Source organism: Corallococcus exercitus (genome assembly GCF_042231735.1).
Taxonomy (GTDB): domain Bacteria; phylum Myxococcota; class Myxococcia; order Myxococcales; family Myxococcaceae; genus Corallococcus; species Corallococcus exercitus_B.
In genome coordinates this window covers 6891324-6906688 of sequence record NZ_CP102577.1, presented here as the reverse complement: position 1 = coordinate 6906688, position 15365 = coordinate 6891324, and the positions used below count along the sequence as shown (strand labels likewise).

Here is a 15365-nt window from a genome sequence, read left to right as displayed (position 1 = left end):
GGGCATGATCGACCACCTGAGCTTCTACGCGACCGACTTCGCCGCCACGAAGGCCTTCTACGAAGCGGTCCTGCCCGCGCTGGGCGCGGGTCTCGTGATGGAGATGACCGCCACCTGGGACGCGGAGTTCCCCACGCGGCGCATGGCGGCCTTCGGTCCGCCCCAGCGTCCGGTGCTGTGGCTCATCGAGACGAAGACGCCCGTGTCGCCCCGGCACGTGGCCTTCACGGCGAGCGGGCCGGAGGCGGTGGACGGCTTCCACCAGGCCGCGCTGAAGGCGGGCGGCAAGGACAACGGCGCGCCCGGGAAGCGGCCGCACTACCACGCGGGCTACTACGGCGCGTTCGTGTTGGACCCGGACGGCAACAACGTGGAGGCGGTCCACCACGGCGCGCCGTGAGCGGCTTCAGGTGCCCCAGGGGCGCAGGGGCCTGAGCAGCCCCGCGTCCTGGAGGCGCGCCTGGACGTCCGCGGCCAGGGCGACGTGGGCCGGGTTGGAGACGGTGAACTTCTCCGGCGTGAGGGTGATGAGCGTGCCCCGGTTCTCCAGGTGTTCCACCTGGACGGGCGCCGGGAGCGGCGGGACGGTGCCGCGGAAGTCGGCGAAGTACATGACCCAGCCGACGAAGGATCCGGCCTCGGGAAACCGACCGGCCGTGATCTGCTCCCGATGCGCGTGGGAGGTCGCGATGCCGGCCTCGGGTTCCCACGCGAGGGCCATGGCGCGTACGACTCCGGTGAGGACCGGAGCGGTAAGCACGCGCTCCGCGACCTGGCCCGTGCTGAGCGCGTTGAGGACACAGACGGAGCTTGCATGGATGGAAGCACTCCCGCAGTTGCCGTGAAAGCCCGAGGTTTCCTCTTCGTTCTCACCCGCCCAGAGCCAGAAGCTGGAGCTGTCCATGAACCGATGGGCCTTGCTCTTCATGAGCTTTTCGAACGTTGCCGCGTCCGGCTGGACCTGACGCTTCCGGGCCTTCTCGAAGTTGGCCGCCGCTTGATGCCACCGGTTCCACGTGGGCTCCAACGGGCTCAGTTGTTGGATGAAAGATGCAAGACGCTGAGCGCAGGCCTCGACCGGCTCTGGTCGCGCCAGCCAATAGCAGCCTGCGTAGTACGTCTCGGACATGGTTCCAGGACTCCTCACGGAAGGGGGGCGATGTGGACGACTTCTATCCCTAGCTCTGTATCCACGAAGGCCTGTTTGAGAAGAATGGCAAAGCGCTCCTCCGCGACAATCCAGCGGATGCGCCTTCCCTGGGCCATGGCTTCCTGGCGTCTCGCCTGATCCAGCATCTTTCCGAAGCCCTTGAAGAACTCCTTCATGCTCATGTTGTCCTTGATGAACTTCGCGTAGCCGGGGCCCTTGGCCTCCAGCAGCACGTCATTCACGAGGTCGTAGCCGTCGAAGTCCACCACCGTGTCCCCCTCCTGAAGCCGGTACGCGGAGCCTTCCGGTGCTCCCGTCACCTGCGCCTGGTACTCGCGGGCACGCGGGGACATGGACTCCTTCACCTGCACCCATTTGCCTGGGCCTCCTGGCGGCGGCAGCCCTCCGCTGTTGCTCGGAAGAGGCGGACCCTTCACGGCCATGGCCACCGCCGTGGACGCGAGCGTCACCTCCACCACTCCGCCCACCACCGCCACCGCGCTCACGTCCAGCACGGCCGCCGGGTTGAAGCCCACCTGCGCCGTGCCCAAGCGCACCGCGTCCGGGAAGCCCGGCATCAACGTGAGCGCGGATGACAGTCCCACCGTCACGCCGTGACTCACCAGCGCCGTCACCGCGAGCACGAAGATGCGCGCCACTTCCGGACCCAGGGCCTGAGCGAAGACTTCCGCCGCCTCCTCCAACTCCTGGAACGTCGTCGCCCGGTCCGTCGCGGCCTTCAGCGCAGCACACGCCCGCACCACCGTGAGGAACGACTGCACCCCCACGTACGCCAGGAACACGGCGGCAATCACCGCCGCGCCCTTGGTGAACACGGGCTCCGGCACCGCCGCCAGCGCCACCCAGGACGCAATCGCTCCCGACACCACGGACACGAAGAACGCCGGGTTCAGCGTGTCCTCCAGCGCTTCACCAATACTCGCGCGCAGTGGGTCCAGCGACATGCCCACCGCGAGCGTCAGCCGGTCCATCTGACCAAAGCCCGCGCCGTCCTCCAGCAGGGACAGACAATCCCCCGGAGCCTCATGCGCACGGCACCACCGGCCGTACCGATCCCGCAGCATGAACCCGAGTCCCCGGTCCAGCTCCGCGCCCTTCCTCGCCACCGCACGCACCACCCTCGGTGACCGCAGCGTCAGCGGCGCGTCCAACACCAGCCGCGCCAACACGTCCTCGAACTCCCGCGCGCTGACCGGCACCCGCTGGTCCCACGTCACCGGGGCATACGTCCGCGTCCCCCGCTCCGTGCGCAACCGCACCGTGGGCCCACCGGCGCAGCCCGTGAGCAGCACGGCCAGCAGCCCCCACACACCGGCCTTGCGCACGTTCATCCGCGACACTCCTCGTCAGGCGTCTTCTCCGACCACCCCACCAATGCTATTCGTCTCCAAGCAATCCAATTTTAACATGAACACCTAGACTTCACCGGGAGAGTCACCTTGAAGCGTTTTTCTCTCATCGCGTCCCTGGCCCTGACGGGCGTGCTGTCCGCCTGCGGCCCTGGCGAGGCGCTTGAATCGCGGCAGGTGCCCGCGCAGGACGTGGGCAGCACCACGGCGGCGCTGGACTGCGCCGCGCTCAGCAGGCCTGTGTATCACCGCGTCCGTCCGTCCTCGGGCGACAGCCTCCTCACCCTCAACGCGACCGAGGCCGCCAACGCGGCCACGACCTACGGGTATACCGACGACCGCGGCACGCCCTTCAAGGCCGCGAGTTCCTCGGGCACCGGCCTGTCCCCCGTCTACCGGCTCTACAGCCCCAGCCGGGGTGAACACATCGTCACCATCGACGCCACCGAGCGCTCGAACCTCATCGCCTCCGGCTTCACCACCGACGAGGGCGTGGGCTTCTATGCCTCCAAGACGGCGGACGCGTGCCTCGTGCCCGTCTACCGCTTCGACAACCCGGGCCTGAGGAAGCACCGCCACGCCGTCACCCAGGCGGAGCGCGACGCGCTCACCGCCGCGGGCTGGACCAACGAGGGCATCAAGTTCTACGCCGCGCCCACCACCGTGGACACGAAGTTCACCTTCGTCGTCATCCCCGACACGCAGCTGGAGGCCGTCTACTACCCCACTCGGCTCACCCACCGCATGCAGTGGATCGCCGACAACCGGACGGCCCAGGACATCCGCTTCGTGCTGCACACCGGCGACCTGATGGACTGGGACACCCCCGACCACCTCCACTACCAGCGCGCCAGTGACTCGTACCAGGTGCTGGACAACGCCCAGATTCCCTACGCCATCGCGCTGGGCAACCACGACACGGCGGCCGTGTGCCAGGGCGGCAGCGCGTGCCCCGGCAACGTCAACGCCAACCTGCGCAACACCACCACCTTCAACACCTACTTCCCGCTGTCCCGCTTCAAGGCCCTGGGCGGCGTGTTCGAGTCCGGCAAGTGCGACAACGCCTACCACACCTTCAGCGCGGGCGGCCTGAACTGGCTGGTGCTGAACCTGGAGCTGTGGGCCCGCACGAACGCCGTGAACTGGGCGAAGACCGTGCTGGCCCAGTACCCCAAGCACAACGTCATCATCATCACCCACTCGCACCTGAACGGCAGCGGCGGCATCGAGCAGTCCAACGGTGGCTACGGCAACAACAGCCCCCAGTACGTGTTCGACAACCTCATCAAGCAGTACGCCAACGTGCGCTTCGTCTTCTCCGGCCACGTGGGCAACGCCGCCTACCGCACCGACACCGGCGTGAATGGCAACACCATCTACCAGATGCTCAACACGTTCCACGACGGGACCACCAACCCGACGCGGCTCGTGGAGGTGGACACCGCCGCCAACACCATCAGCACGCGCGTCTACGCTCCGCTCACGAACACCGAGCGCGCGGACGGCGTGAAGGCGTACAGCAACGTGAACTGGGTGCGCTGAACGCACGCCACGGATGAAACACGGGAGCCCGCTCTCTCTTCGAGGGAGCGGGCTCTGTCATGCGGGCCCTGGCCCCGTGGAGGCCTGGGGCTCAGGGCTGGTTGGGATTGCCGATGTTCTGGAAGGGATTGAACGTGTACGTCGTGGAGAACTGCGACGACGGGCTGAAGTAGTACGCAGCCAGCTTCGCGGGGTCCTTGGCGATCTCGCCGCGCAGGATGGGGCCGTCGTTCTGGTCGTCCCAGCCCCAGGGCGCGTTCGCGGAGTTGGTGCCGCAGTTGCCCGCCGCCAGCCCGCAGCCGCCGCCGGTGTCGCCCCGGAAGGTGCCGTCGGAGACGAACAGCGTGGTGAGGTCTCGGCGCGTCCAGAGCCCGTCCGTGGGGCTGAAGATGTCCAGCAGCTTGTAGCGCACGTCCGCGTCCGTGGCGGACGACGGCTGCTCCGCCAGCGTGAGCGACGGGTAGTACTTCACGCCGTCCCCGTTGATGTCGTAGTACGGCCACGCCTTGAGGCCGTGGCCCTTGGCCTCCTGCGCGGTGATGGGGTGCAGCTGCCCTTCGAAAGAGGCCATGGACAGCGTCCCGTCGAGGGTCTCCGACCCGGATGACAGCGGGCTGCCGGACGGCACGAACGCGAAGAAGTCCTTGTGGGCCACCGTCACCGCGCCGACGAGCGCGCCGTACTCGCTGCCGTCGCGCTTCACGATGAGCAGCACGCCCTCGCCGTCGTTCTCGTGCTCGGTGTCGAAGATGGAGTCGGACCAGTCGCGCGGGTGGAAGAACGTGTAGAGCAGGTACCAGTGCGTGGAGGTCTCCACCACGGACTGGTACGCGTGCGCGGTGAGCGCCCGCGAGCCGGTGTTGTCCCAGTTGTTCGTCCCGCTCCAGTCCCCGTCGAAGTCCACGCGGGTGAGGAAGTCCGACCTGCCGCTGAGCGAGTGCGAGCCCGTGACGTCCACGTCCTGGTAGTGGATGGGCGCCCAGCGCTTCGTGAGCGCCGCCCGCGCCGCGGACGAACCCACGCCGTCCAACAGCGCCTGCCGGCCCTGCGCGAACAGTTCCTCCTCTTCATCCAGCACGCCCCCACCGCAGGCGGAGAGCCACGTCAGGGCCGTGGTGACGGCCGTGAACTTCAGGACAGGGGGAAGACGGCGCAGCGGTGAACGCATGGGGAACCGGCCTTTCCTCAAGGGGAAGGCGGTCATCAGACATCACCGTGAATTCTTTGTGAACGATGGTTTGCTTGAAATTCTTGTCAAACCCGTATGGCCTTCGGGTGACCGTCTCGCCCGTGGGGCGGTCCTTTCCAGGAAGGTCCTCCGTGATGAACACCCGTTCGTGGCTGGTGTTGTCGACGCTGGGGTTGTCGCTGTCCGCCCCGCTGGGATTGGCGCAGACGCGGTCCAGTTACATCGACGCCACGTCGTATCTGTCTTCCCGGCCGGAGTATCCGGCGTGGCTGGAGCTGCGCTCGAACCTGAAGGAGAACTTCGACGACATCTGTGGGGACACGTTCTGCGAGGGCGACTACAGCAACATCCAGTCGCTGCGCTTCCAGTGTTCCGTGAACAGCAAGACGGGCGTCATCGGGCAGTGCGTCTGGGTGTTCGCCGCGAGCAACGAGGAGCTCGATTCCTCCACGGGCGCCATCACCGTGCAGACGCAGACCTGGACCTGCCAGAGCCCGCTGGCCAGCGGCACCACGATGGCCCAGCTGCTGACGGCGCTCTCCGGCCCGTCGCCCCTCTACGCCACGCTGCCCGGCACGAGCACCACGCTCTACGCCGGCCTGGGTGACTGTCTGTAGGCGACGGCTTCCACCCGATACATCGATGCGATCCGGGCGCCGTGTTTCCTCGCGGCGTCCGGGCCTCTCCTCGCGCTCCGCCCTGGGACGAAAAGGGCCGTCAGAAGCTCAGCGTGCCCAGCAGCTCGAAGGTGTTGCGATACACGTGCACCGGCTCGATGACGATGCCCTGCAGGCCGTTCTCGCCAGCCAGGTCCTTCACGCCCAATTCGTGGCGCGACAGGATGTAGCCCGCGCGCAGGCCCCCATCCACGCCGTGCAGCCCCGGGATGAAGTCCTTCACCAGGACGAGGTCCGCCCCCGCGCCCAGGTGCAGCGTGTTGGGCCACAGGTTGCGGAAGAAGCCGGGCCGGCGCACCCAGTACGAGTCCGGGGTCGCCATCCGCTGTCCGTTGATGCGGCCGTCCTCCAGCCGGTACCACGTCAGCCCGTAGCCCACCTTCGCGTAGGGCTGGAAGCCGCCGCGCAGGAAGTTGTAGCGGAGGCTCCCCGCGTACTCCCACATGTCGAGCTTCGTGCGCAGCTGGAAGACGCTCATCTGCTCCGACAGCGGCACGTCCAGCCCCAGCGTGCTGCGCGAATGGAACAGCGTGTTCTCCGACGTGAACCTGTCCCCCAGGTAGAAGCTCACCTTGAGCATCACCGACGCCGCGGGGCGCACCACCGGCCGCACGAGGTCCGGGTCGTTGATGCCGCCGGCAATGGCCGGCTCCAACGCGGTGAGCTGCCCGTACCACTCCCCCAGCTGCCGGTCGTTGAGCAGCAGCCCCGTGAAGTCGTCGTCGAGCAATTGCACGCCCACGCCCGCCTCCACCGTGAAGCGGCGGCGCGGCAGCCGCTCCTGCGGCGTGTAGACGGGCTGGTGGTTCTCCACCACCGCGCGCACCGGCAGCCCCACCACCCGGTAGAGGAAGTCGAAGGGCGGCAGGCTGATGAGCAGCGCCACCGGCGCGTTGAGGAAGCCCAGGTTGTTGGAGAAGTCGTCCTGGACGTCCAACGGGAAGAACCACGGCAGCTGGCTGGGCGTGTACAGCGCGAACCCCGCGTTGGGCGCCGGGCGGTTCCAGCCCGCGTTGAAGGCCGGCCCCACGATGGACAGGTTGCCCATGTCCGAGTGCGCCACCAGCCCTGACAGCGGCGACTTCGCCGTGGGGAAGCCCCAGCGCAGGGGCAGGATGAGCCAGGACCATTCCCGGCGCACCTGCCCGTCCACCATCGCCAGGTCGTAGACGCGCTCCCAGTCCGGCACCAGGTCGATGCGCGACGCCATGTCGTAGCGCACCACGTTGTCCGGCAGCGGCTTGTCCGGGTGGGTGAGGTACTGCTGGTGGTCGAAGTCCTGCCGCACCGCCTCCGTGGAGCCCGCGGGGCCGATGTTCTTGAAGACGCCGGGCAGGGGGTATGTGGCGTGCGACTCGCGCGCGTGCGGCCCGGGTGAGGCCAGCAGCTGCTCCAATCCCTTGGAGTCCGCGCCAATGTAGCCGATGGGGTGCGTGTTGATGACCGTCTCCGCCTCGTCCGCCCAGACGTAGCGGCGCATGCTCGCGATGAGCTTCTTCTCCCCGGGCCGGTCCTCGCCCCGGGCGTCCAGCTGTGCCTGCCATTGCTCGCGGGGCAGGTAGGCATTGGGACGGGCGAAGTCGAACACCATGCTGTTGTCGTGGAAGAAGTACTCGATGCGCTTCATCACCAGCGGATCCGCGCCGTCCGCGAGCCAGTCCCCCTGGAGGATGCGGCGCATCTCGCCTTCCGTCAGCACGCGCCCCACCGCCGAGCGCGGGGAGAGGGCCACCGCGATGTGTTCCCAGTCCCCCTCGTGGTTGTTGCCGCCGGCGTTGAAGGGATAGAAGAACCAGTACTGGATGAGCAGCTCGTAGCCGGGCGCCGTCCGCTGCGTGCCCTTCACCGCGTGGATGAACGGGTGCGCGTACACCTTCTCCGTGCCCAGGTAGCGGCGCGCGGGCTCGCGGTCCACCGCGCCCTTGTAGGCGGCCATCCACGTCTTCGGGTCGTAGCCGGGGAAGTCGAAATACATCACCGTGAAGGGCGCCTGCTCCGCGTCCACCGCGTCCTGACGCAGCCGGGGAATGGTGGGGTGGTCCGGGTGGAACTCGCGCAGGAGGCCCACCAGCCGGCAGTCGTCGCGCGCGTCCCGGCCGGCGGCCTCCGTATGCAGCGTGGCCGCGGGCGCGCCGTCCTCCGGGCACGGTCTGCCCAGCGTGGAGAAGTTGATGGAGTCGTGTCGCATCAACACCGCGCCCGCCTTCGCCAGGTCCCAGGTGTCCAGGTTGAGCAACAGCCCCCCAGGCTGGTCGCGGAACACCTTGTGGTCGGAGGGAAAGGTGTAGGTGTTCTTCACCAGGAACGGCGCGAAGCGGACCGCCAGGGATTGGAGGAGCCGGTGGCGGGTGTCGTCCACGCCGTCGCGCGGTGACGTGTCCCGGTAGGCCGGGTCGTTCGAATCACCGTAGAGCGACAGGGCCGCGCTCGCCTCCGTCTGTCTCACGATGCGCGGGTACGCCAGCGGCACGTAGCGGAAGTATTCCTCGCGCGTGGGTGGGCCGTCCGCGTGGGCTGGAGTGACGCCGGCCACCGCCGCGAGCAGGAGCGCGAACGGCGACAGGGCCCGTGCCGCACGGACCGGAACGATGTGGCGCATGGAAGGCGTCCCCCGGAAGCCCCGCGTGGGGACGCGCGGCGGAGGGGACGCTAGGGAGCGCGGCTCCGGACGGCGTCGTCCCCCGGGGCCGCCCGTTCTTCACCACACGGTGGGGCCTCCGGCAGTGGACATCCGGGCACCAGGACCGGGCCCGCTCCGGGTTTCCGCGGGGCCAGCCACCCGGCGTGCACCGGCCGGATGCCATTTCTTTCCGGCGTGGCAGGCATCTGGAAGGGACAAACCCTATCTTACTGGCGCTTTTCCGTCGGATACCGGACCGGCCCTCGCGGCAGGGGGTGAAACACAGGCCCGGACCCTGGCAGAAAGCAAGACAACCCATGAGGGGGTGGGACCGCGTCCCCCCTGAAGGAGTCCCTGTCGCATGAGCACCATCCTCCGGACCCCACCCCTCGCTGGCGGCCGTCCCCCCCGTTGGGATTCGCGCCGCCGGCCGCCGGCCAATCCACCGGCCCCCGCGTCCCTTCCCCTGGTGGAGAAGGTGAACCTGGCCCACGCCTCCACCGACCTGCCGGCGCCTGGCATTGCCCGGCCCGTGGGCACCCTCCACGGTCAGCCCATGCACCTGGTGCGGCTGACGGGCACCGGCCCCTGGTGCCGGCACGCCACCGGGGACGTCCTGTTCCTCGTCACCCGGGGCGTCCTGCGCGTGGAGCTGCGCGAGCGCACCGTGGACCTGGAGGAGGGTGAGCTGCTCATCGTCCCCCGGGGCGTGGAGCACCGCTCCGTGGCGCCTGGCGAGGCGCTGGTGCTGATGTCGGCCCCGCCGCTCGACGGTGAAGCAGCCGGGCAGTCTCCCGCTCCCTGAGGGCCATTCCAGCGCCCCCCAGGCGGGCGAGCCCCTGCCCCGCCCCGGGTGTGGTGATTCCTCCCAGGGGGCGCACGGCGCACTTTTGCCCTGAACGAACGGAAAGGGCGGCTTCCCGCGGCGGTCGCACCCGCCAGCGCCGGACGGCCGCCCCCTTCACGAGGAGCGGGAGCCGCCATGCGCATCCACCACCTGAACTGCACCACGATGTGCCCGCCTGGCCGGCGGCTCATGGATGGGCGGCGCGGCTTCACCGGCCCGGCGGCGCTCACCTGCCACTGTCTGGTGTTGGAGACGCCGCGCGGCCTGGTGCTGGTGGACACCGGCTTCGGCCTCAATGACGTGTACGCGCCCCGCGTGCGGCTCAACGGCCTGTTCCGCGACGTGCTCTGCCGCCCCGCCCTGGCGGAGGAGGCCACCGCCATCCGCCAGCTGGAGCGGATGGGCTTCCAGGCCAGCGACGTGCGCGACATCGTCCTCACGCACCTGGACTTCGACCACGCGGGCGGCCTGGACGACTTCCCGCACGCGCGCGTGCACGTGCTGGCGGACGAGTACCGCGTGGCCACCGCGCAGAAGTCCTGGCTGGACCGCGCGCGCTTCCGCCCCATGCAGTGGTCGAAGGAGACGCGCTGGGAGACCTACGTCCCCAACCGGGGCGAGGGCTGGTTCGGCTTCGACTGCGTGCGCGAGCTCACCGGGCTGCCGCCGGAAATCCTGCTGGTGCCGCTCGTGGGCCACACGCTGGGACACGCGGGCGTGGCCATCGACACCGGGGACGGGTGGCTGCTGCACGCGGGCGACGCGTACTTCTACCACGGGGAGATGGACCTGGACCGCTACCGCTGCACCGCCGGCCTGCGCGCCTACCAGAAGCTGATGCAGAAGGACGGGTGGATGCGCTGGTACAACCTGCGCCGGCTGCGCGAGCTGGTGCAGCGCCACGGAGACCAGGTGAAGGTGTTCTGCGCGCACGACTCGCTGGAGTTCGAGCGGCTGGAGGAGCGCGAGAAGCTGCCCCCGGACTTCCCCATCCAGCCCGGCCTCGTCGCCCCCGTGCCGTCGCTGCACCTCTAGCGGGCCCCCGGCGCAAAGGAAGACCTCACTGCTGGAGCGGAGGGGCCTCCGCCCTGGACGTCTCCTCCACCGGCCGGGGCATGCGCGGCAGGTCCACCGTGAAGGTGGCGCCCCGCCCCGGCATGCTCTCCAGGCGGATGACGCCGCCGTGCGCCTCCACGAGCTGGCGGGCGATGTAGAGCCCCAGCCCGTAGCCGGCCTCCGCCTCCGCCTTCCGGGCGCGCTCCCGCTCGAAGCGCTCGAAGACGCGGCGCTGGGCCTCCGGCGCGATGCCCACGCCCTCGTCGCGCACGCGCAGCCGCGTGTGCTCCACGTCCAGCGCGGACACGGACACCGTGACCGGGTGGCCCCGGCCGAACTTCAGCGCGTTGGACAGCAGGTTCGTCACCACCCGGTCCAGGCGGATGCGGTCCCACTGCCCCACCTGCCCGGGCTCCACCTCCAGCTTGAGGTCGCAGCCCGCCTGCGCGGCGGCTTCCGCGAAGCGCTCCACCACCTCGCGCGCCAGCTCCCCCAGGTCCACGGGCGCCGCGTCCAGCACGCGCTTGCCGGAGGACAGCCGCGACAGGTCCAGCAGGTTGTGGAGCAGCTGGCCCAGCCGCTGCGCCTGTCCGCGCGCCGCCACCAATCCCTGCCGCACGTCCTCGTGACGGCCGGCGCCCTGCGCGCGCTGCACCTTGCTGAGCAGCAATTGCAGCGCATGCAAGGGATTGCCCAGGTCGTGCGCGGTGACGGCGATGAGGTCCACCGCCTCGCGCGCCTCGCGCAGGAGCCGCGCGTTCACCAGGGCCAGCGCCGCGCGGCCGGCCAGCTCCTCCACCAGCACCTGGTCCGCCTGCGTGAAGCGGCGGTGGCCCCGGGCCGTCAGCAGCACGAAGGCGCCCAGCGTCTCGTTGCCCGCGCGCAGGGGCACCACCAGGGATGAACCGATGGCGACGCGCTCGATGAGCACCCGGTGCTCTTCGGTCTCCGCGGAGGCCGCCACGTCCTGCGCCTCCACCTCCACGTCCATCCGCGAGCGCCCGGTGCGCATCACCTCCCAGACCACCGGGGGCATGCCCGCGCGGGGCGGAAACCGCCGCAGGGACTCCCACAGGCTCGCCTCGCGCTCGGGCTGCACGTGCGTCACCGCGCGGGGCCGCAGCTCGCCCGCGGGCGTGAGCAGGTAGAGGATGCAGCCGTCCGCCACCTCCGGCACCAGCAGCCGCGCCACCTCCGCCGCCGTCAGGTCGGGGTCCAGGGACTGGTGGAAGACGCGGCCCGCCTCCGCGAGCAGCTCCTGCACCCGCTCGTTGCGCCGCTGCTCGGTGATGTCTCGCGTCACCACGGAGAAGCCCTGGGGCTTGCCGTCCTCGTCGCGCAGCGCGGTGATGGACACCTCCGCCCAGAAGCGCGAGCAGTCCTTGCGCTGGCGCCACCCCTCCGTGCGCAGCCGTCCCTCCCGGAGGGCCCGGGACAGCTCCCGCTCCGGCATGCCCGTCGCGACCTCGTCGGACGTGTAGAAGACGGAGGAGGGGCGGCCCAATATCTCCGCCTCGCTCCAGCCCTTGATGCGCTCCGCGCCCGGGTTCCAGCTGGCCACCCGTCCGCGCGCGTCCAGCAGCACCAGGGCGTAGTCGCGCACGCCCTCCACCAGCGCCTGGAAGCGGTGCGCGCTGGCCGCCGCCTCGCGCCTGAGCGGGTTCAGCCGGCGGTGGAGCACCCACGCCAGCGCCGACGCCAGCCCCAGCCCCAGCAGGGACGCCAGGAGCAGCAGCCCCGTCTCCCACCGGTCCGCCAGCAACGCCGAATGGTTCTCCCGCGCCAGCCGCGCCAGCACCTTGCGCTCCAGCCGGGCCTGCGCCTCGCGCACCCGCCCATGGGCCCGGGTGAGCCGCTCGCGCGCCAGCTGCTGTTCCCGCGGCGAGGGGGTGTCCAGGAGGGCGCGCAGGGCGGTGTCGTGCACCTGCTCGGCGTCGCGCACCTCTTCCATCAGTGCCTGGTCCTCCGGGGAGTCCAGCCGCGCGCGCAGCCGGTCCGCGGTGTCCAGGAAGCGTTTCCGGGACCGCGCCGTGTCCTCGACGAGCGACTGTCCGCCCGCCAGCAACGCGCTGTTGGCCAGGGACACCTTGTCGCTGAAGGCCCGCCCCAGCTGCCCCACCTCCTGCAGGTCCAGGGAGCGCTCCATCACCCGCGACTGCACGGAGGCGCGCGTCGTCAGGAGCGCGCCCACGGCCACGGCCAGCAGGACGAGCGCCACCACGAGGCTCGCCCCGAGCCCCCACCCGTCCTCCTGTGCCAGGCGCCTGGGACCTGCCATGGGTGTCCCTTCCCCCGCCGGACGTGCGTGTCCGTTCGCGCTCCCGCGTCCGTTCACGGTGGGGGCCCCCCGCCACCGCGCCCACCCCCCTCCCGGGTCTGGCCTGTGTCCACCAGTGCGCGCCTTGCCGGCGGGCGGGGCGGGACAGTGACGCCTTTCCGACCGCTGGAGACCCGCCGGGGCTTGCCGCCGCTTCGCGGGCACGGGGCGGGTCCCCACCCTCGGACGCGGGTCCAATGACGGACGGGCCCTTCACGGGTGGCGGGAACGGGGCATGGGGCGGACAGGCTGGCTGGCGGGATGGATGGTCCTCCTGGGGCTGTGGGCGGCGTGCGGCCGGACGCTGCCGGACGACACGTCCTCCAGGCGGTTGAGCCGGGAGCCCCCGTCCTTCTGCATGCCCATGACGTGCGAGTCCCAGGGGCTGGACTGCGGCTACGCCATCGACGGGTGCGGCGGCACGCTGCGCTGTGGTGAGTGCGCGCAAGGCCAGGCGTGCGGCGGAGGCGGCGTGCCCAACGTCTGCGGCCCCACGCCCTGCGTCCCCACCCCCTGCGCGGCGCGGGGCGCCACCTGCGGCGCGCTCACGGACGGCTGCGGCGGCGTCCTCGACTGCGGCACCTGCGCGACGCCGGAGGTCTGCGGAGGCGCCGGCGTGCCCAATGCCTGCGGGCCCCCGGCCTGTGTCCCCGCCACCTGCGAGGCGCTGGCCAAGAACTGCGGCCAGGTCGCGGACGGCTGCGGCGGGGTGCTCGACTGCGGGGCGTGCGGAGCGGGCGAGACGTGCGGCGGGGGCGGCACCGCCAACGTGTGCGGCCGCGCCCCGTGCGTCCCCACGACCTGCGAGGCCCTGGGCAAGAACTGCGGCCCCGTGTCCGACGGCTGCGGCGGCGTCCTGGAGTGCGGCGCCTGCGCACCGGGCCAGACGTGCGGCGCGGGCGGCGTGGCCAACGTCTGCGCCGCGCCCCAGTGCCAGGCGGCCACCTGCGCCACGCTGGGCAAGAGCTGCGGCGAGGTGCTGGACGGCTGCGGCGGCGTCCTGGAGTGCGGCGCCTGCGCGGCGGACGCGACGTGCGGCGGCGCGGGCGAGGCCAACGTCTGCGGCGCCGGCACCTGCGTGCCCACCACCTGCGCGGCCCTGGGCGTCAACTGCGGCCGGGTGTCCGACGGCTGCGGCGCGGTGCTGGAGTGCGGCGGCTGCCTCGGGTCCGAGTCGTGCGGCGGCGCCGGGGTGCCCAACGTCTGCGGAAAGGCCGCGTGCACGCCGGCCACCTGCGAGGCGCTGGGCAAGAACTGCGGGCAGGTCGCGGACGGCTGCGGCGGGATGCTCGACTGCGGCGCGTGCGCGCAAGGACAGGCGTGCGGCGCGGGCGGCGTGGCCAACGTCTGCGCGCCTCCCGGATGCCGGCCGGCCACCTGCGGCTTCCTGGGCGCGACGTGCGGCGCGGTGGCGGACGGCTGCGGCGGCACGCTGGACTGCGGCGCGTGCACGGCGCCGGAGACCTGCGCCGGCACGGGCGTGCCCAACGTCTGCGCGCCTCCCGGGCCCCTCTGCGTGGACCGCGACCTGGGCAGCGCGCTGCCGGTGTCCCTGACGGGCTCCACCGTGGAGGCCCGGGACGACCACGCCGCTTCCTGCGGAGGCGCGGGCGCGCCGGACCGGGGCTACCTGTGGACGGCGCCGCGCGCGGGCACCTTCACCTTCGACACGGCCCGCTCGGCGGTGCGCTCCGTCATCGCCGTGTACGCGGACGGCTGCGGCGGAGAGGAGCTGGCGTGCGCGAAGGACGGCATCAGCTACGGCGGCGGAGCCCGGGTGGCGGTGACGCTGACTCAAGGGCAGCGGGTCCTGGTGACGGTGGACGCCGTGGCCGACGGCGCCTTCACGCAGGGCTCCTTCCAGCTGCACATCGACGAGCTGCGCTCCAGCGAGGCCGGCGCCTGCTTCGACAACATGGACAACGACGGGGACCGCTGGGTGGACTGCGCGGACACCGAGTGCCGTGACGACCCCCGCTGCAAGGGCCAGGGCTGCGCCCACCACGACCTGGGCAGCGCCCTGCCCGTCACCTTCCAGGGCGAGACGGCCCTCTCCGGCGACGGCTTCCAGGGCACCTGCGGCGCGCTGCTCCAGCAGGACCGCGCCCACCTGTGGACGGCGCCCAAGGCCGGCACCTTCGTCTTCGACACCTCGCCCGCCGGAGACCCGGACGCGGGCGGCCACGCCCTGTACCTCCTCACCGGCTGCCGGGGCACGGAGCTGGGCTGCGCCGCGCACCCACATCCCACGACACAGGAGGCCCCGGCGCTGAAGCTCACCCTGGCCCAGGGGCAGACGGTGCTGGTGGTGGTGGACGGCATGGCCCGGCCGGACCGGGACACCCCCATCCGCTACACTCTCCACGTCACCGAGTGGGTCGGCTCCGAGGCCGGCCACTGCCACGACGGCGCGGACAACGACGCGGACGGCCGGGCCGACGACGCGGACCCGGACTGCCGCGAGCGCTGACGCACCGTGCCAAACCTACATTCTCAGCAGATGTGAGGTGCTACGCAACTGATCGACGGCCGCTGCGATAATCCCGGCAAGTCGTCCGCAGCCCTTCCAAACCATTCCTCGAACTCCGACGAGGGAG

At 71.0% G+C, this 15365-nt stretch carries 11 protein-coding genes; 6 read left to right on the top strand and 5 right to left on the bottom strand.

The window, feature by feature from the left end; genetic code table 11:
- The first annotated feature begins 4 nt into the window (after positions 1–4).
- Positions 5–400, top strand: coding sequence for a VOC family protein (locus tag NR792_RS27630; protein WP_375755690.1), 396 nt, complete (start codon positions 5–7; stop codon positions 398–400).
- Between the two features lie 6 nt (positions 401–406).
- On the opposite strand, the gene NR792_RS27625 is transcribed toward NR792_RS27630, so the two are convergent.
- Complete coding sequence (locus NR792_RS27625; RefSeq protein ID WP_375755689.1) at positions 407–1129, bottom strand: immunity 52 family protein; 723 nt, start codon at positions 1127–1129, stop codon at positions 407–409.
- Between the two features lie 14 nt (positions 1130–1143).
- A complete protein-coding gene (locus NR792_RS27620; protein ID WP_375755688.1) occupies positions 1144–2502 on the bottom strand; it encodes a restriction endonuclease fold toxin 5 domain-containing protein in 1359 nt (452 codons plus the stop codon).
- 108 nt (positions 2503–2610) lie between these two features.
- Between NR792_RS27620 and NR792_RS27615 the strand changes: the two genes are divergently transcribed.
- Positions 2611–4062 carry a metallophosphoesterase gene (locus tag NR792_RS27615; protein WP_375755687.1) on the top strand — a complete coding sequence of 484 codons (1452 nt, stop codon included), beginning with the start codon at positions 2611–2613 and terminating at the stop codon, positions 4060–4062.
- Between the two features lie 91 nt (positions 4063–4153).
- Here NR792_RS27615 and NR792_RS27610 read toward each other — a convergent pair whose 3' ends face one another.
- Positions 4154–5230 carry a hypothetical protein gene (locus NR792_RS27610; RefSeq protein WP_375755686.1) on the bottom strand — a complete coding sequence of 359 codons (1077 nt, stop codon included), beginning with the start codon at positions 5228–5230 and terminating at the stop codon, positions 4154–4156.
- 155 nt (positions 5231–5385) lie between these two features.
- On the opposite strand from NR792_RS27610, the gene NR792_RS27605 reads away from it, so the two are divergent.
- Positions 5386–5868 (top strand): hypothetical protein, encoded by a 483-nt coding sequence (locus NR792_RS27605; RefSeq protein ID WP_375755685.1) that lies wholly within the window; start codon positions 5386–5388, stop codon positions 5866–5868.
- 100 nt (positions 5869–5968) lie between these two features.
- Here the strand turns inward: NR792_RS27605 and NR792_RS27600 are convergent, their stop codons facing one another.
- On the bottom strand, positions 5969–8527 hold the full coding sequence (locus tag NR792_RS27600; RefSeq protein WP_375755684.1) for a hypothetical protein: 2559 nt from the start codon (positions 8525–8527) through the stop codon (positions 5969–5971).
- A 382-nt stretch (positions 8528–8909) separates the two neighbouring features.
- Here NR792_RS27600 and NR792_RS27595 point away from each other — a divergent pair, with 382 nt between their 5' ends.
- Positions 8910–9353, top strand: a complete 444-nt coding sequence (locus NR792_RS27595) for a cupin domain-containing protein (protein WP_375755683.1) — start codon at positions 8910–8912, stop codon at positions 9351–9353.
- 177 nt (positions 9354–9530) lie between these two features.
- Complete coding sequence (locus tag NR792_RS27590) at positions 9531–10430, top strand: MBL fold metallo-hydrolase (RefSeq protein WP_375755682.1); 900 nt, start codon at positions 9531–9533, stop codon at positions 10428–10430.
- 25 nt (positions 10431–10455) lie between these two features.
- Here the strand turns inward: NR792_RS27590 and NR792_RS27585 are convergent, their stop codons facing one another.
- Entirely contained in the window at positions 10456–12729 is a 2274-nt protein-coding gene (locus NR792_RS27585; protein ID WP_375755681.1) for an ATP-binding protein, read from the bottom strand.
- Between the two features lie 274 nt (positions 12730–13003).
- On the opposite strand from NR792_RS27585, the gene NR792_RS27580 reads away from it, so the two are divergent.
- On the top strand, positions 13004–15238 hold the full coding sequence (locus tag NR792_RS27580) for a tryptophan synthase alpha chain (protein WP_375755680.1): 2235 nt from the start codon (positions 13004–13006) through the stop codon (positions 15236–15238).
- The last annotated feature ends 127 nt before the right edge of the window (positions 15239–15365 follow it).

Bases quoted from the DNA above. Each gene is read 5' to 3' on its own strand.
- NR792_RS27630 (WP_375755690.1), top strand. From the start codon at position 5: ATGATCGACCACCTGAGCTTCTACGCGACCGACTTCGCCGCCACGAAG.
- NR792_RS27625 (WP_375755689.1), bottom strand. From the start codon at position 1,129: ATGTCCGAGACGTACTACGCAGGCTGCTATTGGCTGGCGCGACCAGAG.
- NR792_RS27620 (WP_375755688.1), bottom strand. From the start codon at position 2,502: ATGAACGTGCGCAAGGCCGGTGTGTGGGGGCTGCTGGCCGTGCTGCTC.
- NR792_RS27610 (WP_375755686.1), bottom strand. From the start codon at position 5,230: ATGCGTTCACCGCTGCGCCGTCTTCCCCCTGTCCTGAAGTTCACGGCC.
- NR792_RS27605 (WP_375755685.1), top strand. From the start codon at position 5,386: ATGAACACCCGTTCGTGGCTGGTGTTGTCGACGCTGGGGTTGTCGCTG.
- NR792_RS27600 (WP_375755684.1), bottom strand. From the start codon at position 8,527: ATGCGCCACATCGTTCCGGTCCGTGCGGCACGGGCCCTGTCGCCGTTC.
- NR792_RS27595 (WP_375755683.1), top strand. From the start codon at position 8,910: ATGAGCACCATCCTCCGGACCCCACCCCTCGCTGGCGGCCGTCCCCCC.
- NR792_RS27590 (WP_375755682.1), top strand. From the start codon at position 9,531: ATGCGCATCCACCACCTGAACTGCACCACGATGTGCCCGCCTGGCCGG.
- NR792_RS27585 (WP_375755681.1), bottom strand. From the start codon at position 12,729: ATGGCAGGTCCCAGGCGCCTGGCACAGGAGGACGGGTGGGGGCTCGGG.
- NR792_RS27580 (WP_375755680.1), top strand. From the start codon at position 13,004: ATGGGGCGGACAGGCTGGCTGGCGGGATGGATGGTCCTCCTGGGGCTG.